Origin of the sequence: Azospirillum sp. RU38E, from assembly GCF_900188385.1 — a bacterium.
In the GTDB taxonomy this organism is placed as follows: domain Bacteria; phylum Pseudomonadota; class Alphaproteobacteria; order Azospirillales; family Azospirillaceae; genus Niveispirillum.
This window is the reverse complement of record NZ_FZOI01000010.1, coordinates 79349-104962: the sequence shown is the minus strand read 5'-3', so window position 1 is coordinate 104962 and position 25614 is coordinate 79349. Positions and strand designations below refer to the sequence as shown.

Annotated in this window: 19 protein-coding genes; 5 read left to right on the top strand and 14 right to left on the bottom strand. The window is 65.7% G+C overall.

Annotation, left to right across the window (positions count from 1 at the left end):
• Window positions 1–54: 54 nt before the first annotated feature.
• Together CHB97_RS16625 and CHB97_RS16620 are read right to left on the bottom strand one after the other, a co-directional pair.
• Window positions 55–2049: a TonB-dependent copper receptor gene (locus tag CHB97_RS16625; RefSeq protein ID WP_089289116.1), complete on the bottom strand. Its 1995-nt coding sequence runs from the start codon at window positions 2047–2049 to the stop codon at window positions 55–57.
• Window positions 2050–2163: 114 nt separating this feature from the next.
• On the bottom strand, window positions 2164–2556 hold the full coding sequence (locus CHB97_RS16620) for a DUF2946 family protein (RefSeq protein WP_089289115.1): 393 nt from the start codon (window positions 2554–2556) through the stop codon (window positions 2164–2166).
• Between the two features lie 213 nt (window positions 2557–2769).
• On the opposite strand from CHB97_RS16620, the gene CHB97_RS16615 reads away from it, so the two are divergent.
• From CHB97_RS16615 to CHB97_RS16595, 5 genes are all read left to right on the top strand, one after another.
• Window positions 2770–3852 carry a LacI family DNA-binding transcriptional regulator gene (locus CHB97_RS16615; protein WP_089289114.1) on the top strand — a complete coding sequence of 361 codons (1083 nt, stop codon included), beginning with the start codon at window positions 2770–2772 and terminating at the stop codon, window positions 3850–3852.
• A gap of 160 nt (window positions 3853–4012) precedes the next feature.
• Entirely contained in the window at window positions 4013–5455 is a 1443-nt protein-coding gene (locus tag CHB97_RS16610; RefSeq protein WP_089289113.1) for a sugar porter family MFS transporter, read from the top strand.
• 305 nt (window positions 5456–5760) lie between these two features.
• Complete coding sequence (locus CHB97_RS16605) at window positions 5761–6915, top strand: fumarylacetoacetate hydrolase family protein (RefSeq protein WP_089289112.1); 1155 nt, start codon at window positions 5761–5763, stop codon at window positions 6913–6915.
• 54 nt (window positions 6916–6969) lie between these two features.
• Window positions 6970–7752, top strand: coding sequence for an SDR family NAD(P)-dependent oxidoreductase (locus CHB97_RS16600; protein ID WP_089289111.1), 783 nt, complete (start codon window positions 6970–6972; stop codon window positions 7750–7752).
• Complete coding sequence (locus CHB97_RS16595) at window positions 7749–8636, top strand: SMP-30/gluconolactonase/LRE family protein (RefSeq protein ID WP_089289110.1); 888 nt, start codon at window positions 7749–7751, stop codon at window positions 8634–8636. Before CHB97_RS16600 ends, CHB97_RS16595 begins: the two co-directional genes overlap by 4 nt.
• A 203-nt stretch (window positions 8637–8839) precedes the next feature.
• Here the strand turns inward: CHB97_RS16595 and CHB97_RS16590 are convergent, their stop codons facing one another.
• The 12 genes from CHB97_RS16590 to CHB97_RS16530 form a co-directional block, all read right to left on the bottom strand.
• On the bottom strand, window positions 8840–11446 hold the full coding sequence (locus CHB97_RS16590; RefSeq protein ID WP_089289109.1) for a cation:proton antiporter: 2607 nt from the start codon (window positions 11444–11446) through the stop codon (window positions 8840–8842).
• A gap of 312 nt (window positions 11447–11758) precedes the next feature.
• Window positions 11759–13198, bottom strand: a complete 1440-nt coding sequence (locus tag CHB97_RS16580) for an alkaline phosphatase PhoX (protein ID WP_089289107.1) — start codon at window positions 13196–13198, stop codon at window positions 11759–11761.
• A gap of 65 nt (window positions 13199–13263) precedes the next feature.
• Entirely contained in the window at window positions 13264–16197 is a 2934-nt protein-coding gene (locus tag CHB97_RS16575) for a TonB-dependent receptor (protein ID WP_200819988.1), read from the bottom strand.
• 132 nt (window positions 16198–16329) lie between these two features.
• Window positions 16330–17286 carry a FecR domain-containing protein gene (locus tag CHB97_RS16570; protein WP_160105939.1) on the bottom strand — a complete coding sequence of 319 codons (957 nt, stop codon included), beginning with the start codon at window positions 17284–17286 and terminating at the stop codon, window positions 16330–16332.
• Window positions 17286–17951, bottom strand: coding sequence for an RNA polymerase sigma factor (locus tag CHB97_RS16565; RefSeq protein ID WP_244559573.1), 666 nt, complete (start codon window positions 17949–17951; stop codon window positions 17286–17288). Before CHB97_RS16565 ends, CHB97_RS16570 begins: the two co-directional genes overlap by 1 nt.
• Window positions 17952–17964: 13 nt before the next feature.
• Entirely contained in the window at window positions 17965–19215 is a 1251-nt protein-coding gene (locus CHB97_RS16560) for an alginate export family protein (protein WP_089289103.1), read from the bottom strand.
• Window positions 19212–20822: an MFS transporter gene (locus CHB97_RS16555; RefSeq protein WP_089289102.1), complete on the bottom strand. Its 1611-nt coding sequence runs from the start codon at window positions 20820–20822 to the stop codon at window positions 19212–19214. The genes CHB97_RS16560 and CHB97_RS16555 overlap by 4 nt, the downstream gene beginning before the upstream one ends.
• A 1-nt stretch (window position 20823) precedes the next feature.
• Window positions 20824–21243, bottom strand: coding sequence for a DoxX family protein (locus CHB97_RS16550; RefSeq protein ID WP_089289101.1), 420 nt, complete (start codon window positions 21241–21243; stop codon window positions 20824–20826).
• 225 nt (window positions 21244–21468) lie between these two features.
• A complete protein-coding gene (locus CHB97_RS16545) occupies window positions 21469–23334 on the bottom strand; it encodes an amidohydrolase (RefSeq protein ID WP_244559572.1) in 1866 nt (621 codons plus the stop codon).
• 83 nt (window positions 23335–23417) lie between these two features.
• Window positions 23418–23675, bottom strand: coding sequence for a DUF1427 family protein (locus CHB97_RS16540; protein WP_089289099.1), 258 nt, complete (start codon window positions 23673–23675; stop codon window positions 23418–23420).
• A gap of 261 nt (window positions 23676–23936) precedes the next feature.
• A complete protein-coding gene (locus CHB97_RS16535) occupies window positions 23937–24596 on the bottom strand; it encodes a hydrolase (RefSeq protein ID WP_089289098.1) in 660 nt (219 codons plus the stop codon).
• 309 nt (window positions 24597–24905) lie between these two features.
• Window positions 24906–25592 carry a sulfite exporter TauE/SafE family protein gene (locus CHB97_RS16530; protein WP_089289097.1) on the bottom strand — a complete coding sequence of 229 codons (687 nt, stop codon included), beginning with the start codon at window positions 25590–25592 and terminating at the stop codon, window positions 24906–24908.
• Window positions 25593–25614: the final 22 nt, after the last annotated feature.

Here is a 25614-nt window from a genome sequence, read left to right as displayed (position 1 = left end):
GGGGACGGGGGGAGAGAGGCGGTTTGCGTTCAACCGCAAACCGCCCCCGTTTCATCAGAAGGTGATGCCGCCTTTCAGCCAGAAGGTGCGGCCCGGTTCATTGACACGGATGGTCTGGACATAGCCCTGGCCAACCAGACTGGGCGTGCCGGCCCGGCTGAGTGCTTCGGCATAGGTGCGGTCGAAGAGGTTATCGACGCCCAGCGTCAGCGTCACCCCCGCCGCCGGCCGCCAGCCGGCAGAGGCGGAGAAGATGGCGAAACCATCATTCTTGCCGATATCGGTGCCGGCAATATTGCCCCAGCCAATATCCACCCGGTTCTGTGCCGCCACGAACCGAGCCAGACCGCCGGCCATCCAGGTGCCATCATCATAATTCAGGCCCAGCTTGGCCTCCAGCGGCGGCATCTGGGCCAGCGGCCGGTCCTCGCTGCGGTTGCGGCCATGCACATAGGCCAGCGAGACATCCGCCCGCCAGGCACTGGCAATGGCATAGGCCAGTTCCGCCTCCCCGCCCCATTGGCTGGCACCGATATTCTTGCCCGTGCTGCCGGACAGCAGCATGTAATCATCAATCCGGTTGGCGAAGAGAGAGACGGAGCCCGTCCAGCGGTCGGACCGGTGCATCAGACCGGCATCGATCTGCGTGGTCTTTTCCGGGTCCAGCGCGAAGTTGCGGTTGCGCTCCCAATAATCCGGCGCGCGTTCGCTGTGGCCGACACCGACATGCAGGGTCAGCGGCAGCGCGCCCGCAATCTCCTGTTCCAGCCGGAGGAAGCCGTTATGCAGCACGTCGCTGTCGGTCGGGCCGTTGGCAATGGTCAGCCTTTCCGCCTTGGTGCGGTTCAGGCGATAGCCACCCACCAGCATCCGGTCGGCAGACAGGGCGTAGCTGGTTTCCATGAATGCGCCGATGGTGTTGAACTCTAGATCGGGCAGGCGGGGCTTTTGTTCATAATCCACCCCGGCGCGATATTCGGCCACCGACAGGTTGCGCACAGCGTGCCGGTCATGGCTGGCATCAGCCCCCAGGGTCACGGTCCAGTTGGGTTGCGGGCGCAGTTCCACGGCGGCGCGGCCGCCATAGCCCTTGCGATCGGGGTTGCTGAGCGGCCCCATCATGCCGCCGGTCCAGCGGCGCAGGCTGAAACTATCCATCACATGATCGACATAATCGTAATAGGCGCTGGCCTCCACCCGGCCGATCAGGGGGGAGAGATCGTCGCGGCCAAAGCGCAGCCGGTGGGATTCCCGGTCAAACTTGGAGCCATCCATCATGCGGTCGGCATAGGCGGCCCGCGCCTTGCTGAATTCGCTGCTGGCTTCCAGCAGGGTCTGGTCGTCCGGCGTCCAACCCGCCAGCAGGGTGGCGCTGCTGCGGTTATAGGCGGAATGGACCTTGTTGCCGTCGCCATCCTCATAATCATCGCTATGGGCGCGGGTGCCGATCATGCGGATATAGGCCTGCGACGTGCCGGCCGTCAGGTCCGCCAACTGGTCATTGCGGCCGGTGCTGCCGCCCAGCAGGTTGAGATTGCCCCGCACGCCTGGTGCCGTGAACCGTTCGGTATTGCGTTCGAACAGCACGGCGGCACCAGACATGCCACCGCCATAGCGCACGCTTTGCGGGCCCTTCAGCAGGGTGATCTTATCGAACGCCTCCGGGAAGGCATAGGCGGTGGGCGGGTCCATGCGCATCCCGCAGCCGCCCAGCACCGGCGACCCATCGATCATCATCCCCAGGCGGGAACCGGACTGGCCCCGGAACACCGGGTCGCCGCCCGTGCCACCCTTGCGGATGACCGAAAAGCCGGGGATGGATTTCAGATAGCCCGCCCCGTCATTGGCCGGCACCGGCTGGCGCGGCTGGCGGGGATCGGTTTCCACCATCAGCGGCGTAGACATGGCGGGTGCGGTGACGACCAGCGTGGGCAGCAACAGCGATTGGGCGGGGGCGGGCGGCTGGTCGGCAGCCTGGGCGGCGGCGGGCAGCACGGTACCGAGCAGCAGGCAGGCGGAGAGGCGTGCCGCGATTTTGGTGGCAGACATGATTTCTTGGTCTTTCCGCAAAAGGCGCGCGCGACAGCGCCGCCGGCACAAGGGGTGTGCGGGCAAGGCCGCCCCCTTCGTGACCATCAACAGGGATTGTTTGAAAAGGCGGGATCAGACCAAGGGCGGGGCGCGCGCGTTCCAGGGGATAAACTGGGCCGTGACGGCCAGCAGCAGGCGGTCCGGCCACAGGCGGAACAGCGACAGCCACGCGGGCACCGGCAGCGGCAGGTCGGCTGGCGGGGCGGCAAGGCCCACAGCCAGCAGCCCCAACGGGCAATGTCGCGCGCTGAGATCGACAGGGCCCGTACCCTTGCCATCGGGGGATTTGCTGATCGGGGCGGTACAGATCGGCGTGGTGATTCCGGCCGCCATGGCAGGCGCATAAAGTGACCACACCAAAAGGTTCAGCAGCAAAGCCAAACAGGCCAGGAAGCTGCCCCCCAACGCCAAACGGCGCGCCCATCCGGGAATGGCGGTACGATGCCTGAAGCAGCCCCCTGTCATGAGGGACACCATAATGGAGCGAACAACAAAGCGGCAGTTCCATTTCGCCGCAGGGGGTGGCAGGCTATCCCATCCATTCATGACGATTAACAAATAATGATAGCGTTATCATTGTTGTTTTACATCGCATAAGGCCGTATCGACCAAGAGGGTTGGTTGCAACCACCCTTTCTATCCATCTGAAAAGCCCGCCTTGTGCGGGGCCGGGACATCATGGGCAGCGCGTCTGACAAAAACAAAATCATCCGGACCAGACGCCGCAAAGGCAGCGCTGTCACCATTGAGGATGTGGCGCGGGAGGCTGGCGTTTCCGCCATGACCGTTTCCCGCGTCATCAATGGTGAAAGCGTGGTGCGGGATCAGACGCGGGCCCTGGTGCAGCAGGCCATCGAGAAGCTGAATTACAAGCCCAACAATGCCGCCCGCAGCCTGGCCGCCGGCGGGGCCACCCAGGTGGGGCTGCTTTATGCCAACCCCAGTGCGGCCTATCTGGGCCAGTTCCTGATCGGCGCATTGGAAGGGGCGCGGCACGGCGGGTCACACCTGACCGTGGAATCCTGTGATCAGGAAGGGGCGGAGGCGCAGGGGGAGGCGGCGCGGCTGTTCGCCCGCTCCAATATTGAAGGCATCCTGCTGCCGCCGCCGCTGTGCGAAGCACCGGCCGTGCTGGCCGCCATTGAAGCCGCCGATATCCAGATGGTGACGGTGGCCATGGGGCGGCCGCAGCCGGGCGGCATCAATGTGCGTATTGATGATTTTGCCGCCGCCCGCGCCATGACCCGTTATCTGCTGGAGAAGGGCCATCGCCGTATCGGCTTCGTGCGCGGCCATCCCAACCAGACCGCCAGCGAGGAACGCTGGCGCGGGTTCAAGGCCGCATTGGAGGAAGCCGGGCTGGATGCGGCCAATGCGCCGGTGGAACAGGGCTATTTCAGCTATCGTTCCGGCATCGTCGCCGCTGAACGACTGCTGAGCGGGGCCGACCGGCCGACCGCCATCTTCGCCAGCAATGATGAAATGGCGGCCGCCACAGTGAATGTGGCCCACCGCCATGGGCTGTCAGTGCCGGCCGACCTGTCGGTGGTGGGGTTCGATGATACGCCGCTGGCCACCATGGTCTGGCCGGAACTGACCACCATCCGCCAGCCGGTGGCCGCCATGGCCGAACGCGCCCTGGAATTGCTGATCGCCGCCGTGCGCACGGCCCGCGATGGCGGCACGCCGGTGCCGGTGGAAGAGGTGCTGGATTTCGAACTGGTGGAACGCAAATCGGTGGCACCACCGCCCAAGGGGTGAGCCAAGGGACAGAAAGCGTCCGGCTTTTCCGAAAACCAGCCCGTTCCACTTAAAACAGCTTGATTGATAGCGCTAACTTCCGCATCTTTCCCCCATAAGAAGCGCCATACGGCGCCAATTCGGAAACAAAAGTCCGGGCGATCCGGACAGGGGGAGGAATATGGCACATTTCGCGGCCAGCGGGCCCGCCACCGCCGATGCGGGGGATGAGCAGGCCAATCACGGGCTGATCCTGCTGATCGTCGCCGTGGCGACCATCGGCGGTTTCATGTTCGGCTATGACAGCGGCGTCATCAACGGCACCGTTGACGGGCTGCAAAAGGCCTTCGGGTCCGACAGTGTGGGCACCGGTTTCAATGTCGCCTCCATCCTGCTGGGCTGTGCGGTGGGCGCCTTTGCCGCCGGCCGGCTGGCTGACCGCTGGGGCCGCCGGGCGGTAATGCTGGTTTCCGCCCTGCTGTTCATTGTCACCGCCTGGGGGGCCGGGGCTGCCAACAGCTCCAGCGCCTTCGTCTTTGCCCGCTTCATCGGCGGGCTGGCGGTGGGGGCGGCGTCGGTGCTGGCGCCCGCCTATATCAGCGAGGTGACGCCCGCCAACATCCGGGGCCGGCTGGCCTCTGTGCAGCAGATCATGATCATTTCCGGCCTGACCGGGGCCTTTCTGGGCAATTACGTCATTGCCCATGCCGCCGGCGGTTCGACGGAGCCGTTCTGGTGGGGCTTTGCCGCCTGGCGCTGGATGTTCTGGGTGCAGGTGATCCCGGCGGGCCTGTTCCTGCTGGCCCTGCTGCTGATCCCGGAAAGCCCGCGCTATCTGGTGGCCAAGGGCCGGCTGGCGGAGGCCGAACAGGTGCTGACCCGCCTGTTCGGCGAACGGGCCGCCCGCCGCAAGGTGGCGGAAATCAGCGCCTCGCTGGCCGGTGACCATCAGCCGCGCCTGTCCGATCTGGTGGAAAAGACCGCCAGCGGCAGCCGCATCCGCCCCATCGTCTGGGCCGGGTTGGTACTGGCGATTTTCCAGCAACTGGTCGGCATCAATGTGGTGTTCTATTATGGGGCCGTGCTGTGGCAGGCCGTGGGCTTCACCGAGGGCGATGCGCTGAAAATCAACGTGCTGTCGGGCACCTTGTCCATCCTGGCCTGCATCGCCGCCATGGTGGTGATCGACAAGGTGGGGCGCAAGCCGCTGCTGCTGATCGGGTCCGCCGGCATGGCGCTGACCCTGGGTGCCATGGCCGCCGCCTTTTCCACCGGCACGCTGGAGGGCGGTTCGCTGCACCTGTCGGATACTGCCGGCCTGATCGCCCTGATCAGCGCCAATGCCTATGCCGTGCTGTTCAACCTGTCCTGGGGACCGGTGATGTGGGTGATGCTGGGAGAGATGTTCCCCAACCAGATCCGGGGTTCCGGTCTGGCGGTCAGCGGCTTTGCCCAGTGGATCGCCAATTTCGCCATCACCATGAGCTTCCCCGTGCTGCTGGTCAGTGTCGGGCTGACGGGGGCCTATGGGTTCTATGCTGCCTCTGCCCTGGTCTCCTTCTTCTTCGTTCGTGCCCTGGTGAAGGAGACGAAGGGGCGGGAGCTGGAGGATATGCAGGGGTAAGGGGGGGCTTCCTCCCTTACCCTCCTTAGAGTGATATGAACTGAGATGTGTTTCTCATATACCTGCCTTCCCCGCGAAAGCGGGGATCCAGGGGCCACATGAACCACAGTCCGGTGCCCTTGACCCTGGACCCCCGCTTTCGCGGGGGAGGCCGGAATGTGAAGAGACACACAGGAGCCTGATCGCGGGCAAGGGGAAGAACCGTGGAAGCGTGAAAGGGCCAACGCCCCACCACCTCCCTTCCCACCCCCACCCAATGATGGTAGCGTTATCAACGCCAACACCTGCCAAACCGAGAAATCACCATGGGAAACGCCGTCGCAAATTCCGTTGATCTGCTGCCCGCCGATGCGGCGGCGGGGGTCTTTGTTGGTCGCCTGCAACTGGAGGCCGGCCCCACCCCGGTGATCATCCGCCAGGGCAGGGTGGAAGACGTATCCGACACCGCTGCCACCGTGGCCGACCTGCTGGCGCTGGATAACCCGGCTGCTGTGACCGGCCGGCCACTGTTCGATGTGGCCGAACTGGCGGCACGGGCGGCGGCACAGGATGCCCGGTCCCCCTTCATCCTGGCCCCCATCGACCTGCAGGTGGTGAAGGCCGCCGGCGTCACCTTTGCCATTTCCGCCATTGAGCGGGTGATTGAGGAGCGGGTGCGCGGCGATGCCAATGCGGCGGCTGCCGTCCGCGCCTCCATCGAAAGCCGCATCGGCGGCGGCATCCGCGCCGTGGTGCCGGGATCGGAAGAGGCGGCCAAGCTGAAGCAGGTGCTGATCAATGACGGCATGTGGTCGCAATATCTGGAAGTCGCCATCGGCCCGGATGCGGAGATTTTCACCAAATGCGCCGTTCTGGCCTCTGTCGGCTGGGGCGCGGAAATCGGCGTGCGCTCGGATTCAAGCTGGAACAACCCGGAACCGGAAGTGGTGCTGGCGGTGGATGCCAAGGGCCGCATTCTGGGTGCCACCCTGGGCAATGATGTGAACCTGCGTGACTTTGAAGGGCGCAGCGCGCTGCTGCTGTCCAAGGCGAAGGACAATAACGCCTCCTGCTCCATCGGGCCGTTCATCCGCCTGTTCGATGCCGGTTTCACCCTGGATGATGTGCGCAACGCCGTGGTCGATCTGCGGATCGACGGGCCGGAAGGCTATGTGCTGACCGGGCGCAGCACCATGCGGGAAATCAGCCGCGATCCGGCGGAACTGGTGCGTCAGGCGATGAGCGAACATCACTTCCCCGATGGGTTCGTGCTGTTCCTGGGCACCCTGTTCGCCCCGACGCAGGATCGGGACGATCCGGGCCGGGGCTTCACCCATAAGGTGGGCGACGTGGTGCGGATTTCCGCTGAACGGCTGGGCGCCTTGTCCAACCGGGTGACGACGGCGCGCGATGCCGCCCCCTGGCATTTCGGCCTGCGCGATCTGATGCGCAATCTGGCGGGGCGCGGGCTGCTGCGCTGACGCGCGCAGCCCCCTTCCCTTTTCTTTGTTCTTTGACGTGATTGGAAGAAATCCATGTCGGCAACTGAAACGGCCGGTGCGCTCACCGCCATCTATCCCAGCCTGCGGGGCAAGCGGGTGCTGGTCACCGGTGGCGGGTCCGGCATTGGGGCCGGCATTGTCGAAGCCTTCGTCGCCCAGGGGGCCGAGGTGGTGTTCTTCGACATTGCCGAAGAGGATTCCCTGGCGCTGGTGGCCAGCCTGTCCGGTGCCAACCCGCCCCCGCGTTTTCTGCGCATGGACCTGAAGGATATTGCCGCCACCCAGGCCGCCATTGCCGGGCTGGTGGCCGAGGGCGGGCCATTCCATGTGCTGGTGAACAATGCCGCCAACGATGACCGGCACGGGCTGGACCAGATCACCGAGGCCTATTGGGATGACCGCATCGCGGTGAACCTGAAGCATAAGCTGTTCTGCGCCCAGGCCGTGGTGCCGGGGATGCGGGCGGCCGGCGGCGGGGCCATCATCAATCTGGGCTCCATCTCCTGGCATCTGGCCTTGCCGGAACTGTCGCTCTACCAGACCGCCAAGGCGGCGATTGAGGGCATGACCCGTTCGTTGGCGCGTGAGCTGGGGCCGGATAATATCCGCGTCACCTGCGTGGTGCCCGGCAATGTCCGCACGCCACGGCAGGAGAAATGGTACACGCCGGAGGGTGAGGCGGAAATCGTCGCCGCCCAGTGCCTGAAGGGGCGGCTGGTGCCGCGCGATGTGGCGGCCCTGATCCTGTTCCTGGCCTCCGACGATGCGCGGCTGATAACGGCCCATGAATATTTCATCGATGCGGGGTGGCGATGAGCGTCGTAACCAGCCAACCGGTCAGCGTCTGGTCGCTGGGCGCCACCCTGGGCGAAGGCCCGGTCTGGGTGGCCCGCGATGCCGCGCTGTGGTTTGTGGATATCAAGAAGCAGCATGTCCACCGCTATGACCCGGCCAGCGGGTCGCGGCAAAGCTGGGATGCGCCGGGCCAGTGCGGTTTTGTGCTGCCGGTGGCCGGGGGCGGCTTCATCGCCGGGTTGCAGCAGGGGCTGCACCGGTTCGATCCCGCGACGGGGGCCTTCACGCCGCTGGTGGCCCCGGAACCGCATTTGCCGGGCAACCGGCTGAATGATGGCACGGTGGATCACCAGGGCCGGCTGTGGTTCGGCAGCATGGATGATGCGGAGATTGCCGATAGTGGCAGCATCTATCGGCTGGCCGCCGATGGCACCTGTGTGGCCAGCACGCCCAAGGTTTGCATCACCAATGGCCCGGCGCACAGTCCGGACGGGTCGGTGCTTTACCATATCGACACGCTGGGCGGCCGGGTCCATGCCTGCGCGCTGGGGACGGACGGGTCGGTCCGCTCCAGCGACGTGCTGATCGCCATGGATGTGGCCGAAGGCTATCCGGACGGGCCGGTGGTGGATGCCGAGGGCTGCCTGTGGATCGGCCTGTTTGCCGGCTGGGGCGCCCGGCGCTATTCCCCCAAAGGGGAATTGCTGGAAATGGTGCGCTTCCCCGTGGCCAATATCACCAAGCTGGCCTTTGGCGGGGCGGATGGCACAACCCTGTTCGCCACCACGGCCGCCAAGGGCCTGTCGGATGCCGAGCGCGCCCAGCAGCCGCAGGCGGGCAACCTGTTCCAGTTCAGCGCCAGCGTGCCGGGCTTGCCGGGCGTGGAGATTGCGGTGGGGGTGTGAGGCGGGGGGCTGCGCTTACCGTCTGATCGTCGCCTTAAAGGTACTGTCTTGTCCCCTTGCCTCCCCCGCGCAAGCGGGGGTCCAGGGGCCAAAGTCACTGAAGCCTGGGTTCTAGTACCCCCTGGATCCCCGCTTGCGCGGGGAAGGCAATGTTGTGCATTCGGGCAGGCCCGCCCCCCCAACGGCGTCGCTATAACCCCCCCCTAATCCGCCACCCGCCGGGGCGGTGGCGGCAGGGCGATGATGTTGCTGGTGGGGGACGGGTCGGGTTCCACCGGGCGGGCCAGATCGGGATCGGGGGTCGGTTCCGGCTCCGGTTCTGGTTCCGGATTGGCATTCATCTGTTCCCGTGCCTCGGCAATGGCGGCGATCTTCGCCTGCATGGCCGCGTTATTTTCCAGCGTCTTATGGAAGGCGCTGCCGCCTAGTTCCAGCAGATGGCAATGGGTCAGCGCCACCACGTCGGCGCTGCGCGGCTTGCGGGCGATCAGGCCCATTTCACCGAAGAAATCGCTGCGGCCCAGGCGGATACGCCGCTTCTCCAGCAGAATCTCCACCGCACCGGAGGCGATGAAGAACATGCTGTCGGCCTTGGCCCCCTGGCTGATCAGCCTTTCCCCCGGCCGCGCGAAACGGGGACGCAGCAGCCCGGCCAGCTTGCCCAACTCCTCTTCGCTCAAGGTGGCAAACATGGGGAACTGGGCCAGCAGGGTCTGCGGTTCCAGCCGCAAATCCAGCCGGGGACGGCGCAGCACCGTATCCTGTTCCTCCTGCAATTCCACCCGCAGGTTATGGAACAGTTCCGAACCGATCAGCCCATCTTCGAGCAGGGTGCGGTATTCCCGCTCCTCCAGCCGCAGGGCGTATTGGCGCAGGAAACGGCGTTCCAGCGCGGCGGCATAGCCGGGATATTGCAGATGCTGGGCATCCAGCGCCTTGGATGTCGCCTCGATCCGGTTATCCAGCATTTCCCGCAGGATGGCGGTCATGCGCGGCCCCAGCACCGGCAACAGCTTGGCCGTGGCGAAGCGGCGCAGATCCTCCAGCACGATCCGGCTGACCAGCAGGGTTTCAAACCGGTCGGCCAGCCGCTGCGCCAGCATGGATTCCAGCCGTGTCAGCCGGTGCAGCGCCACGGCAACGCGCAGGGGCCGGTCGAATTCCAGCCAGCCGCGCGCCGCCTTGTTATAGTCCGACCGGCCCTGGCGCGCCGCTTCCACAATGCGGTCAGCCTGCTGCAGCATCGCCTCCAGCACCTTGGGTGAGGCGGTCTTGCGATGGAAATGCTCCAGCAGCACGTCACGCTCCCGCCCCGCCAGCGCCACCAGCCCGATGGACAGCCGGTCGCGTTCGGAAATCCCTTCACTGGCGGCCTGGGCCTCTGCCACCAGGGCAATGCGATCCTCATAGGGGCGCACGGTGGCGGCCAGCGTTTCATCGGACAGGTGATAGGCCTGGGCGCGGCTCGCCACCTCGTCCCGCACGGAGACCAGGGAAATGGCCAGCACCCGGTTGCGCAAGGCCAGATCGACGGGGCTCAACTGGTCCAGCCGCAGCAGCTTGATCACCGGGCGCAGGGTGGTGCCGTTCACCAGCAGGGTGAACAGCACATAGCCGGTGGCGACAATGGCGATGAAGCGCTGGATATCGTGGGAAACGGCACGGTTTTCCGTGATGGAGAGCGCCAAGGCCAGGGTGACGGCACCGCGCAGGCCACCCCACAGGATCACCGTTTTATAGGGGGTGGAGACACGCTGCCCCAGCCGCAGCAGCGACAGGAACGGCAGCAGGCCGAACAGCACGGCCGCGCGCGCCACCAGACAGGCCGCCACCACCACCAGCACCAGCCCGATATCGGCCAGATCGATGCCGCGCACCATCCTGGGCACCAGCATGGCCGCCAGGATGAAGATCAGCGAACTGGCCCAGAAACCCAGCTGTTCCCACACCTCATCCAGGAAGCGCCAGTTTTCCGGGGAAATGCGCGACCGGCCCATGGCCCCCAGCACCAGCCCGCCCGCCACCACCGCCACCACGCCGGAGACATGCAGATAGCGTTCGCAGATGATGAAGATCAGATAGGGCAAGGCCAGGGTCAGCGTCACCTCAGCCGCGCGCAGGTCACGCACCAGCGGCAGCAGCGCCACGAAGGCCCGGGCAATCAGCGCCCCCAGCAGCACCCCGCCGGCGAAGGTCCGCACAAAGCCCAGCAGCACGGCCCCCACCGCCGGCGGCTGCTCCGCAGTGATATAGCCCAGCAGCACGGCGAAAATGGCAATGGCGGTGGCATCGTTCAGCAGGCTTTCCCCCTCCACCAGCCGCGTCAGGCGCGGCGGCGCGCCCAGATCGCGGAAGATGGCCACCACGGCGGCCGGGTCGGTGGTGGCGACAATGGCACCCAGCATCAGGCAGGCCGCCAGCGGCACCCCGGCAAACGGCTCCAGCGCCAGCCCGACCACGGCGGTGGTGACCACCACGGCCACCACCGCCATCACCAGAATGGGGGCCGCATCATCGGCCAGCCGCCGCACATCCAGCGTCAGCGAGGCCTGAAACAGCAGGATGGGCAGGAACAGGAAAATGAAAACCTGGGAGGTGATGGGGAAATCAAGGATCAGTTCTGCCGGCTTGTTGAACAGGTCGGTGAAACTGCTATGCAGCAGGAAAGAAGAAATGGCGGCGATGGCAATGCCGACCACAGCCAGAATCACCGTCTGGGAAACACGCAGCACGCGGGCCACAGGCTGTACCAGGCTGATCACCGCCAGCAGAAAGGCGACGATGATCAGGATAGACGGTAAATCCGACATGTATCCGTTTCCCCTCTGCGCCGCTATCCCGCTGGATGGCTGACAGAATGATAACGGGCGAAGGTGGATTTAAGGCAAACAACGCGGACGACCGGGACAAAATGTGGCAGGCCCGTGGCATTGTTGCCGCTGGACAGACAATTTTGCGAGCGATTATCATGGATGTATCGATTAGACACACCATCCACGGGGTCGCCGCACCAATGCATATAAGACCTGATCCGGCGACCCCGAAAATCACCCTGGTCGCCGTCGCGGTCCTGCTGGCGCTGGCCCTGCTGGGCTTTCTGACGGCGGCGGGGGTTTAGATTATTACCCTGCGGCGATATGCCGGGCGATGGTGTCCCAGGGGCCATTGATGGCCAGGGTGAAGCCGGGCCGCTGGATATTCACGAACAGCGTTCCGGCATCGGGGGAGAAGCAGATGCCGGTGAATTCCCCATTATCCTTGTGCATGTTGGTGGCGAACGGGATCAGGTCGCCCTGGCGGGTGAGGATCTGCATATGGTTGCGGATCTGCTTTGCCACCGGCCGGTCTTCACACAGCATCAGGCCACCCCAGGGCGCGATGGTGACATTGTCGCCGGATTCCATGGCCTCTGATCCGGGGCTTTCATAGAACAGCTCCAGATAGCCCGGTGCCGCCTTCTCCCCGGCCCCGCCTTCCTGGATGGATGGCGTATAGCGCCAGACCTGACCGGTCTGGGCGGCGCCGGCATCGGTGGTGGTGAAATAGATTTCCGGCCGGCCTTCCGGTGACAGGCCGAAAATAATCCCCTCCCCCCGGCTGAACAGGGCCGCCCCCTTGGCGGCACCGCGCACGTTCAAATCGCCCTCCGGCGCTTCCACCTGATCCAGGTCGATCCATTCCACCGGCATCCGCACACCGGGTTTGACCGTGCCAGCCCCCCAGCCGGGTTCGCTGTCCACCGGCCAATTGCGCAGATCGGCCGTCCTGTGGCCCCGGATGGCCAGGGCCTGCAATCGGCCACCCTTGGCCAACTCCCCCTTGGCGGTCGGCAGATAACGATAGAACAGGCAGCGCGGTTCATCCTGGGTCAGATAGACGATGCCCGTCGGCGGATGCACGGCGGCCGCCTCGTGCATGAAACGGCCCATGGCCTTGATTGGCACCGGGGCGACGGGGCTGGTGGCGCTGGCCGGCACCTCAAACACGAAACCATGATCCTTGCCGGTCACATTGCCGGCCAGATCGGCCCGTTCCTCACAGGTCAGCCAGCTGCCCCAGGGCGTGGCGCCGCCGGCGCAGTTCTGCGTCGTGCCGGCCAGCGACAGGTTGGACTGTTCGATGCGGCCAGTCTTCAGATTATAGGTGAAGCTGCTGGTACCGCCCAGCAGCGGCCGCCCGTCCGGTGCGCGGTCATAGATCAGTTCCGGCGCCAACCGCCGGGCCAGCCCATGGTCGGGACCGAAGGCGCCCCGGTTGGTGACGGTGGGGTTCAGTTCATGGTTGCGCACCAGCCGCACCCGATCCGGATCGCCGGGAATGGCGAAGGTCGCCATGCCATCGGGCGAGCCGGGGGTGAGGAACCCATCCGTCATCGGGTCGCCGGTGCGGGAGATGATCTTATAGGTAAAGCCCTTGGGCAGGTCGAGGATGCCCGCCGGATCGCTTTCCAGCGCCAGGGGCAGCGGTTTGGCCCCGCCGCGCTGGGCAAAGGCCGCCAAGCCGGCAAAACCCAGCGAGGCGGCGGTGGCATTTCTCAGCCATTGGCGGCGGGACAGCATCATCGACGGGCACTCCGGCAAAGAGGGGAAAGGACGGGGGTGACGGCATCCCGTCCCCCCGTTCGGCATCAGAACTTGGCGCGCAGCCCCAGGGTGAAGGTGCGGCCATAATAATCATAGCGGGAGAACAGATCGTCGGCGACGAACTGCCATTGCGCCTCATCCGTCAGGTTGATCGCCTCTGCCACCAAGGTCAGATTATCGGTCAGCTGATAGGTGATATTGGCGTCCAGCGATCCGAACGCCTTGTCATTGGCGCTTTCCAGCCCGTTGGTGCCAACCTGCGCCAGCACATCGCCGCGCCAGCTGTAGGACAGGCGCAGACCGATCGGCCCCTTTTCATAAAAGCCGGTCAGGTTGACGCTGTGCTTGGCGACATTCTCCAGATCATCCTTGATGGTCCGGGTGCCGTCAAAATAGGTGGCACGCGTGTCGGTATAGGTATAGTTGGCCAGCAGGCCCAGCCCGTCAAACGGTTCGGGCAGCATGTCAAAGGTCTGCTGATAGGCCAGCTCCGCCCCCTTGATGCTGGCATCCCCGCCATTGACGCGGGCCGACAGCTCATAATTCACGCCATCCACCACCAGGGTGGATTTGCGCGTCGTCATGAAGGTGCCGATATCCTTGTAGAACAGGCCGGCGATCAGGGCGCTGGAGGGGGCGAAATACCATTCCAGCGTGGCATCATATTGCCAGGCCTCGAACGGTTCCAGCCGGGGGTTGCCACCCACAGCGGTCAGGATGGTGCCGGAGGAATTCAACGTCAAACGCGGGGCCAGATCGGCCAGCGAGGGCCGGGTGATCACCTTGGCCACCGACAGGCGGGACACCAGATCGTCACTGATATCGAGCGCCAGATTGGCCGAGGGCAGCACGTCAGTATAGTCCTTTTCGAACCGCACCGGCTCTGCCTTCTTGCCATCATCCGCGTGGCCGGAGGAAACCTGATTGGTCTGGGCCACGCGCACGCCGACATTGCCGCGCAGCGGCATGTCGCCCAGGGCGCTGTCCAGATCGGCCAGCAGATAGGCCGATTTGATGGTTTCAGTGATCTTGTAGGAATTGCGCAGATCGGCGCGGGCCAGCGGCTGGTTGATCAGGGTCGGGTCCATCAGTTCAAAGAACTTGTCGCCATTGGGCACCACCCAGGTGGTGGGCAGCGTGCCGCCGCTTTCGCCCAGGAAATCATCCACCAGGAAGCCGGTCTCGTAATATTCCGCGCCATAGAAGGTGCCGGTGATGGATTTGCCGTTCCTGTCGCGGGTGATGGTCAAATCACGCCGGTTATAGTCGCGCAGCCGGTCACGATATTTCACCCCGGCCTGCAGGGCAGAGATCGGCCCCCATTCCACCTGCTTTTCCAGATCGATCTGGGCGGCCTTTTCCGTATCCAGGCTGTCATTCACCCGCCATTCCAGCCGGCGGCCCGGCAGGGTGGACGGGCTGTTGAGATTGGCGGTCAGGAAGGACAGGTTATGCAGCTTGTCGCCGGCCGGAAAATATTCGAACGCCACATTGCCGACCGGCCCCAGCACGCGGGAGCGGCGGATGGGCGTGGGCGTGTCGCTGACGGCGCGGGAATAGGCCAGATCGCCCGTCAGCTTCCAGCCATCGCCGAACAGATATTCGCCATTCAGCCCGACCTGCAGGTTCTTATGGGCCAGTTCGGACTGTTCGCGGCCGATCTGGGTGGAGGTGCCGACCACGCCCCCCACCAGCACCCCATCCTTGATGACGGCTGTACCGGGCACCAGCTTGGACCAGTCGAAATCCGCCGAATAGGTCAGTTCATCATAGTTGATGTTCAGGTCGGTATAGGCGACATCCAGGTTGATATTGATGTCGGCCGAAGGGCTCCACTGCACAGCACCGGACAGGCCGACACGTTCCCGTTCCTCCTGCTCCAGCGTCGGGCGGGTGCTGGCGGAACGGTAGATGGGGCCGGTATCCGGCAGCTTGTCACCATTGGTGTCGATGCCGGCCCGCACCAGGGACCATTCGCCATTCAGGGCGCGGTCCTGGCGCATGGTGCGCTGGTCATAGACGGCGGCCAGCAGCACGCCGAAGCTGCGATCCTCGTTGCGCCAGCTGGTCAGGCCGGAAAAGCGGGCATCCACCGTATCGGCCAGTTCCGGGTAACTGGCCGTGGCGGAAAAGGCGTGCTGCGTGTCCTTCAGGTCCAGCGGACGAAAGGTGCGGACATTGACGATACCGCCGATGGCCCCTTCATCCAGGGCCGCCGTCGGGCTTTTGATCACATCCACGCGCGACACCAGTTCAGAGGGCAGCGTGTCGAAGCGGAATTGACGACCGCTCTGCCCGCTGTCGCGCACATTCTCGTTCACCGCGGCACTGCGGCCATTCAGGGTGGTGGTCTGGAAATTGGCGCCCAGGCCACGGACCCGGACAAACAGCCCCTCGCCCCGGTCGCGCACGATGGAGACGCCGGGCACGCGCTGCAGCGCCTCGGCGATATTCTGGCTGGGGAACTTGCCGATATCCTCCGCCGAGATGGCATCGACGATGCTGTCGGCCTCGCGCTTGATATCCAGGGCGCGGGTGATGGAGCCCTTGAAGCCGGTGACAATCACCTCTTCCAACGTCTCCGTCGCGGCCGGTGCAGCGCTGGCCGCTGCCGTCTGCACGGGTAGGCTGGTGGCGGCAGCGGCGGCCGGCTTCACCGTGACGCCAGCCCGCAGCAGCACGGTTTCGCCATCCAGCTGGAAATCCAGCCCGGTGCCGGACAGAAGCTGGCGCAGGCCCGCCTGCGGGGCCTGGGTGCCGCTGACGCCTGGGGTGCGCTTACCGGCCAGCAGGGCCGGGTCGGCCATCACCTGCAGCCCGGTCTGGCGGGAAAACTGGTCCAGCGCGCCGGCCAGATCGCCGGCGGGAATGGACAGGGCAGCACTGGCGGCGGCGGGCTTGGCGGCCTGGGCCTGTACGGTGGGTGACAGGGCCAGCAGGGCCACGGTGGCCAGCAGGCCGATACGGATATTCTTCACGCTCTCTACCCCCAAAATGATGCGCGCCCTTGGTGGCGCGTTCGGCTCTGGGGGAAGACGGGCTGGCGGGGTAAAACCGGACAGGAAGATTTTGTGAAGCTTTTGGGTGGGATTTGTGAAGGGGCCTGGGCCTCAGGCCAGCCGCAAATCCAGTTCCCCATTCTCCCGCCGCACGGTGAAGCCATGCAGCTTGCCCAGCGAGGCCAGCAGCTTTTCCGGCTCGGTCAGCTTGAAGCGCCCGGCCACGCGGCGGTCGGCCAGGGCCTTGTCCTGGATGCGGATGGGCAGCGGCGCGCTGCGGTTCAGCCGTTCGGCCAGCTGCGCCAGGGTCAGGCCCTGGGTCACCAGCCAGCCATTGCGGAAATCGCCGGCCAGCGGGTCGAACCGGGTCGGCCCGCGCAGCCGGCCGCCTTCCAGGCTGGCCCGGTCGCCGCGCGCCAGTTTCAGGCTGGCACTGCCGGCCGTCACCGTGGCCGTGCCTTCATAGACAGAGATTTCCGTCAGCCCGCTGCCGACATCCAGGTTGAAGGCGCCAACCGCGCTCTGGATGCGGGCGGTGGCGCAATCAATCAGGAAGGGCACCCCCTCCGCCGGGGCGACCTCCAGATAGGCTTCCCCGCGCAGCAGGGTGGCCTGACGGCCGTCCGGGCTGGTCAGCAGGTCGCTGCCGCCATTGATGGTCAGGCGGCTGCCATCGGCCAGATCCAGCCGCTGGGTGCCGCCCACCGGCACGCGCACGGGTGTCGCCTCCCTGCCGCCCTGCCCCAGCCGGTCCAGCAGCAGCGGGGCGGCGAGCGTCAGCGCCAGGGCGGCGGCAATGCCACCGCCGAGCAGGGCACGGCGGGAGGGGGTGGCCGTGCGCGGCGCCGGCGTGAAACGGGCCATGGCGGCCTGCAGCGCATGATCGATCAAGGTGGCCTGGAAGGCGGCCAGTTCCCCGGCATGGGCGGGGTCAGCCGCCAGCCAGCGCTGAAATTCCGCCTCTTCCGCCGGGGGCAGGATCGGGCATTCATCCAGGCGCAGCGCCCAATGGGCGGCCCCTCTCGCTTCATCCCGGTTGGCGGCTTCACGGTCCGGTTTTGCCATCATCAACGCTTCCCCGCCCGTGCCACCTCTTGGTGCAGCCATTCCAGGGCCCGCACCACATGTTTTTCGACCGCCGCCTCGCTCAGCCCCATGGCCTGGGCGATCTCCCGATGGCTTTGCCCCTGCAGGCGGCGGCGGATGAAAACTTCCCGGCGCAGCGGCGGCATCTTTTCCAGCGCGCGGGTGAACAGGGCCGTGCGCTGGCGTTCCATCAGCACCTGTTCGGCACTGGGGCGACCGCAGGCGATCTCTTCATCCAGCTCACCCGCGGGGGCCACACCACCGGCGCGGAAATGATCGGTGATCAGGTTGGCCGCGATGCGGAAACCCAGTGCCGCCGTATCGCCCACCTTGTTGGTCCTTGCATAGGCCAACAGCCGGGCCAGGGTTTCCTGCACCAGATCGTCGGCCAGAAACGGGTCGCGCACACGGCGGAGGATGAAGCCGTAAAGCGCCTCGCGCTGTGGCAATGTCTCCGCCGAACCCATCGTGCCCTCCCTGCCAAGGCTGATCCCGGTCAGGGCTGGTACAGGAGATTGGTTACGGGGCGATGACGGTTTGGTGTCATCCTGCACGCCACCTACCCACCAATCCCGGTCAGGGGCGGTGCGGGCTGAGCGACAGCCGCCGCCCCGACTGCGGCGCAGCGTGCTGGTATGATCCGGCACGCCCACACCGGCCTCACGGCTCCAATGCCCAGCCGATTTCCACCCCCACCAGGGTGGTGGTGTCATCATGGCCGGTGCGGCGCAGATAACCGCCGGGCTGGAAGGCGGAAAGGGAGGCGGTGACCGAAAGCCCCTCCCCCTTCCAGCCCAGCACCAGTTCGCCTTGATGACCAATATACCGACCGGCATCGGGATCGGCGGGGCGCAGCAGCTGGCCGGGCACGCTATAGACCCCGTCATGGCGGTTTTCCCGCCAATAGAACAGGCTGACCAGCGACAGGTCAAAGCCATGGCCCAAATCCAGTTCCAGGCCCGGATGCAGGTTCATGATGTTGCGCGGGCCGATGGGTGTCAGTTCCCCGAAATATTTGGCGCGCGGGTAGAGCGGGTTGAAGGTGCCCAGCCGGCCATCCTTGGGATCGCCATCCCCGCTGGCAATATTGGCCCGCAGCAGCAGGCGGGGTGACAGGGGCAGATCGGCGAACTGATAGCCCGTCTCACTGGCCAGCGACCAGGCCCGGATATTGCGGTCGACGAAATGGCCCCATTGGGCCATCGCCTCCCAATTCCAGGACCAGGGGCCCTGTTTGCCGGCCAGCCGGATACCCGCCGTGCGCCGCCGTTCCCGGCCATGCCCCTGGGCATAGCGGGCAGTGCCCTGGCCGCTGGCCAGCAGATAGGCATCCATCACACCCTGCGCCCCCTGCAGCGTGGTGTAGAGACCGCGCAGGAAACGGCCCTGGCCCGGCTGGTCATCAAAATCACCCGACCCGGTGATGACGGGCCGTTCCCACAGGGCCTGCGCCTTCCAGCCCTTGCCGGACAGGATCAACCGCCCGCCATCAAACGGCTGCGGCACATTGGCGCCGAACCGCCGCCCCACCAGCCGTTCAGAGCCCAGCCCCAGCAATTCCCGGCCACCGCTGGCCGACAGGGCGACCGGCCCGGCCTGCACCAGATCAACCGCGAGCGATGCCTGCATCAGATCAACGCCGGTGCGATCCGGCGGGCCGGGATCGGCCCGCATTCCGGTAACCCCGGCCCCGATCAGTTGGGTGAACAGGCGAAACCCGTCCCCCTTCACCGAAAGCGAGGGCATGACCCGTTCATAGAGATAATGGTCGCCCCCCTGGCCCCATTGGTCATGGGCCAGATCCTCCCAGCGCAGGCGCAGATCCAGCCCCGGCGTGACCGTGGGGCTTTCGGCTCCGGCCGGTGCGCTCAACGCCAGGGCCAGCGCCAGACCGGCAAGACACCGTCTCATGAGGGGGCGATCAGGTGGCGGACGACAGGCGCATCCGGCCCCAGATGAAAGGCACGCACCGCCTCCTGGTTTTCCCGGTCGGCATGGGTGACGCGTTCATGCTGGCGCAGATGTTCAAGCCAGCTTTCCAGCACAAAGCTCTCCACCATGCGGCCCGGCTCGGCCGCATCCTCGTAAAGCCCCCAGCTGATGGCGCCGTCGCGGTGGCGGATGCGGCGCAGCACCTGCATGGCGGCGCTGAAATCCGCCACCCTGGCCGGATCGACCCGGTATTCAACGGTAATCATCACCGGCCCCCGGTCCACCGGCATGTCGGCGGCCACCAAGGGCGCCGGCCAGTGGGAAGACGGGGCGAGGTTACCCGCGGCTTCCCCGCTGATCCGCCAGCGCAGCGCCAGCACCAGGGCCAGAACCTGACCGGCCGCCGCCACCATCAGGGTCATGGGGATGCCCAGATGCCCGGCCAGCGTCCCCCACAGCGTGCTGCCCGCCGCCATGGAGCCCTGGAAGACCAGCAGATTGACGGCCAGCGCCCTGGCCTTCACCCAGGCCGGCACTGCCATCTGGGCGGCGACGTTAAAGCTGGAGAGCATGGCGATCCAGCCCATGCCGGCCAGCGCCATGGCGCTGGCCGCCTCCCCAAAGTTCCGCGCATGGGCCAGCCCGACGGCGACCAGGGCGAACAAAATCGTCGCGCCAATGGTCAAGCCATTGGCCCCAGTGCGTGCCCGCACATGCGGCAGCAGCACCGCCCCCAGCACGGCCCCCGCCCCCATGCAGCCCAGCAACCCGCCATAGGCGGCAGGCCCCAACCCCAGTTCGCGCCGGGCAATGATGGGCACAAAGGCCCAGAGCGCGCTGGCAAACAGGAAGAAACCGATGGAGCGGATCAGCACCGTCTGCAGGGCCGGTGAATGTCGGGCATAGCGGGCACCGGCGCGCAAGGCGCCGAAGAAGCGTTCCGCCGGCAAGGTGGGGGCCGCCACCTGCCGCCGCCAGGTGACCAGCACCACCATCACCCCCAGCACCGACAGGGCGTTCAGGGCGAAGACGGCGGGTGTGCCGGCGGCGGCGATGATAAAGCCCCCCAGCGCCGGGCCGATGGCGCGGGAAATATTGATGCCCAGGCTGTTCAACGCCACCGCATCGGGCAAGGCCGGGCGCGGCACCAGTTCCGGTACGATGGCCTGGAAGGCCGGGGCGGACAGCGCCGCCCCGGTGGCAATGGCGAAGGTCAGCGCCAGCAGCACCAGCGGCCCGGTCAGCCCCATGAAGGTCAGCACGGCCAGCAAGCCGGCACAGACCAGCGCCCAAAGCTGGGCCCCGATCAGCAGGCGGCGGCGATCCACAATATCAGCCAGCGCCCCGCCCGGCAGGGCGAACAGGAACATGGGCAGGGTGGTGGCCGCCTGTACCAGGGCCACCATGATCGGCGCCTCGGACAGGCTGGTCATCAACCAGCCGGCCCCGGCATCATGCATCCAGGTGCCGACATTGGACACGATGGTGGCAATCCACAGCGCCCGGAACAGTGGCAGGTGCAGGGGGCCGGGGGTGGCGGAAGGGGACGGCGGCGGGGGGGCGGATGGCAATGGGGCAGCTTCCATGTCACACCCCCCGCCGCCGGCATGACAGGATGGCGGCCAGCACCAGCCCGCCGATCAACCCGCCATGTTCCAGAAAAGTATTGCGTTCATGAAAGCGGACCATCGGGTCAGCGATGGTCCAGAACGGATGGGCAATCAGGGTGGCGAGCGCGGTGAACACCCCCAGCGCCCCCGCCCCCAACCAGGCAAACCGGCCCCAGATCAGCAGCACCGATCCGCCGATCTGCACCAGCACCGTGGCGATGACGGTCGCCCAGGCCGGTTCCAGCCCGAAATGCGCGGCCTCGGCCAGGGCGCCCTGGATGTCGAACAGCTTGGCGATGCCGCTAGTCCAGAAAGGCAGCGTCAGCAGCACACGCGCGGCCAGATCGAACCAGGGTGCGGTGAGCAGGGAGGCCAGAGGGGCCGGCGTGTCGCGCATGGGTGGGGGCTTTCGGTTGGGGGCTGTTCGTTGGCAGCCATCACAGGGCGCTCAGCGAAGGGGGCTTCCCGCTCGACATCTCACCGTCACCCCGGCGAAGGCCGGGGTCCAGCTTGTAGAGCAATGCGCCCTTTGATTCTGGACCCCGGCCTTCGCCGGGGTGACGGTTGATGAGGGAACCTAGGAATGGGCGTGACGTTGGAAACGATGTGGCGGAAAGACGCCTCACACCGCCCAGCACCCGCACCCGAACGCCCCCCAGAACCCGCCGGCATCCGCCGCCGGAACGTTCGCGCCCAGCGCCGCCGCATGGTCATGCCCGTGCACGCCGCAAGCCGTGGCGCAGCCACAGAGCGAGCCCATTTTCAGCAGCTTGCCATCCTTGTCCCGCGCCGGCTGGTAATAGCCGCCGAAGGTGGCGACCGGCGACCAATCGGGCATGGGCTTGGGCAGGGCTGGGGCCAGCGGGCCGTAATCACCGGCCCCATGCACCACCTTGCCGCCCAACAGGGTCAGGACCGAGGTGATGTGCAGGATCTCGCTTTCCGGCACGCTGAAATAATCGTCTGACAGCACCACCAGATCGGCCAAATGGCCCTGCTTCACCTGCCCCTTCTTGCCCTGTTCGTTGGAGAACCAGGTATTGGCCTCCGTCCACAGGCGGAGCGCCGTTTCCCGGTCCAGCCGGTTGGTGTTGGGGTAGAGCGACAGGCCGCCCACCGTGCGCCCCGTCACCAGCCAGGACAGCGAGACCCAGGGGTTATAGCTGGCAACCCGGGTGGCATCCGTCCCCGCCCCCACCGGCACGCCAGCGGCCAGCATTTTGGCAATGGGCGGGGTCGCCTCGGCGGCTTTCGCGCCATAGCGTTCGACGAAATATTCACCCTGATAGGCCATACGGTGCTGCACGGCGATGCCGCCGCCCAGGGCCGCAATGCGGTCGATATTGCGCTGGTCGATGGTTTCGGCATGATCGAAGAACCAGTGCAGCCCGTCAAAGGGCACATCCCGGTTCACCTTTTCGAACACATCCAGCGCGCGGGTGATGGTTTCGTTGTAGGTGGCGTGCAGACGCCAGGGCCAGCGATTTTCCACCAGCAGGCGCACCACCGGTTCCAGGTCGCTTTCCATATTGGGCGGCATCTCCGGCCGCTCCACCCGGAAATCCTCAAAATCGGCAGCGGAATAGACCAGCATTTCGCCGGCCCCATTATGGCGATAGGTGTCATCGCCCTGGCCCGGCTTCACCTGTTTCGACCAGCCGGCGAAATCTGCCAGTTCCTGTTTCGGCTTCTGGGTGAACAGGTTGTAGGAGATGCGCAGAGTCAGTTCCCCGTCGCCATGCAGCTTTTCGATAATCTGGTAATCGTCGGGATAATTCTGGAAGCCGCCGCCGGCATCAATCACCCCGGTCACACCCAACCGGTTCATTTCCCGCATGAAATGCCGGGTGGAGTTGAGCTGATAGTCCGGGGCCAGCTTCGGCCCCTTGGCCAGCGTGGAATAAAGGATGGTGGCGTTGGGCTTGGCCAGCAGCAGGCCTGTCGGCTCCCCATTGCCATCGCGGATGATCTCCCCACCCGGCGGGTTGGGCGTGTCGCGGGTATAGCCGACAACGCGCAGGGCGGCCCGGTTCAGCAGCGCCCGGTCATAGAGATGCAGGATGAAGACCGGGGTTTCCGGGGCCGCCTGGTTGATCTCCTCCAACGTCGGCAGGCGCTTTTCGGCGAACTGATGTTCGGTGAAGCCGCCGACAACCCGCACCCATTGCGGCGGCGGCGTCACCTCAGCCTGTTTCTTCAGCATGGCCATGGCGTCGGCCAGGGTTGGCACCCCGTCCCAGCGCAATTCCATATTGTAATTCAGCCCACCCCGGATGATGTGCATATGGCTGTCGATCAGGCCGGGGATGACGCGCCGTCCCTTGGCATCGATGATCTTCGCATCCGGCGATGCAGCCGCGCGTACCTCTGCCTCCGACCCGACGGCCAGGAAGCGCCCGTCGCGGATGGCGACCGCCTGGGCCTGCGGGTTGGCGCGGTCCAGCGTGGTGATCTTGGCGTTGGTGAGGATCAGATCGGTGCCGGGCATCGCGGCTCTCCCAGGGTCGGCAAGGAACGGGGTGATGAAAAGGGATGCGGCACCCGCCAGGGTGCCGCGACGCGTCGGCCCGGTCATGTCGGGCGGCCTTCATTGTCCTGCGCGTCCGGCAGCCGGCCCATCACATGGTTGGCACAACCGGTGCGCAGGTAGGAGACAACGGACTCACCACCCCATAGCCGCTTGGCCACGGGAACCACCTGTTCACCCAGCAGGATGCCCAGCAGACCGATCAGCGCGATGGTGGGCGGTGCGGGGGAGCGCACATTCAACAGGCTGTAGATCACACCGACCAGCAGCCCGGCGGCAAGCGAGAGGAGATAGGGCTTCATGGGCGGCGGGCTCCTGGGTGGGGGAGTACGTAACTTCCCGGCGGTTTTGAAACATGGCCGTCCGCAACCGTCCCCTTTTTCCACCGTCACCCCGGCGCAGGCCGGGGTCCAGGGGCCGCAAGCACCTTGCTCTACGATACTGGACCCCGGCCTGCGCCGGGGTGACGGTAGGGGGCGGAAACGGTCCGCTAAAACAATCACTCACAAAAGCAGGCCTGGCCGGAGAAGCAGTGCCCCCACCGGCCAAGCCCCCGACATCCCTCAATGCGCGCCTTCGGACGCGCCAAACATGGTCTTGGCGTAGATGATACCCAGCCCATAGGCGCCGCCGAACTTCTTGGCGATACCGGTGGTCATGTCATAGGTCTCGGTACGGGCCCAATCGCGCTGCAGCTCCAGCATGTACTGAAGCGAGGTCATCGGGCGGACACCGGCCTGCACCATGCGGTCCATGGCGCGATCATGCGCTTCGGTGGAAACGTCGCCACAGGCATCGGCGATCACATAGACCTCATAGCCCTGGGCCAGCGCCGACAGGGTGGGGCCGACGATGCAGACAGACGTCCACAGGCCGCAGAACACCAGGCGACCCTTGCCGATCTTGTTCACTTCCTCGATCACCGGGGCATCTTCCCAGGTGTTCATGGAGGTGCGATCCAGCAGCTTCTGACCGGGGAAAGCCTCGGTGATCTCAGCGAACATCGGGCCGGAGAAGCTCTTCTCCGCCACGGTGGTCAGGATGGTGGAAACACCGAAGCCCTTGGCAGCATGGGCCACCAGGGCGGCATTGTTGCGCAGCTCCACCGCATCGATCGACTTGGTCGCAAAGGCCATCTGCGACTGGAAATCGATCATGATCAGCGTGTGGTCCTGCGGGGACAGCAGCAGCGGGCCGGGCGTCGGGGTGGCTTTGATGGACATGGGATCGGTTCCTTAAAGGGTTGCAGGCATGGGTGGGCCTTGCCAGAAGCGCTATGGCCCTGATCTGTGCGGGATCGTGTTTGAAATGCTGAACAATGCTGATCGATTATGTTCGCCGCTGATCTTAACCAGATTGGCCGCCGATGCTTGTCCGGATTGCCGGGCTTTAGAACTTTTAACAGCGAACCATTCCGCACCCGGACCATCGGCATATACCCGTGGTATGGGGTGGCGCAGATGCAAAAAGGGCCTGCGGCACGCGTGGTGTCGCAGGCCCTCTGGCGGGATGGAATTCAGCCGGTAACGGGGTCAAACCACCCGGCAGATGGCCTCGATCAGGGAGGCCGGCACCAGCAGCGACAAGGGGGCCAGCAGAATCAACAGCGCCCCCATGGCGCGGCGCAGGGCCGGACGGCGGGCCCAGGCGACAATGCGGCCATAGCCGATGGCGGCCAGCGTGACGGCGGGCAGCGTGCCCAGGCCGAAACCGGCCATCACCAGCATCCCCTGCGGGGCGCTGCCGGCCAGCATGGCATAGAACAGGGCGGCATAGACCATGCCGCAGGGCAGAAAACCCCAGAGGATACCGGCCAGCGGCCCGGCGATCCGGCCGTGACGGCGCAGCATCTCCAGCCCCTTGCCGATGGGGGCCAGCAGCCGGTCGAAAATGGACAGCGGCGGGGCCAGACCGGTCAGGGAAAAGCCGATCCAGCCCAGCGTGACGGCGGCGGCCCATTGCATGACGCGATAGGCCTCCCGCTGGTCGAACATGCCATAGAAGGTAGAACCCAGCGCCCCGACAATGGCCCCGGCCAGCATATAGGCCAGCACCCTTCCGGCCTGCAGCCCCAGCAGGGGCAGCAAGGGGCGGGATGTCTCCCGCCCCGGTGTTAATGCCATCAGCAGGCTGCCGGCGATGCCGCCGCACATGGCGGCACAGTGCAAGGCACTGGCCAGACCCAACAGAAACCCGCCGATGAAATTGACTTCTTCCATAGGAACCTAAAACAAGTGAATG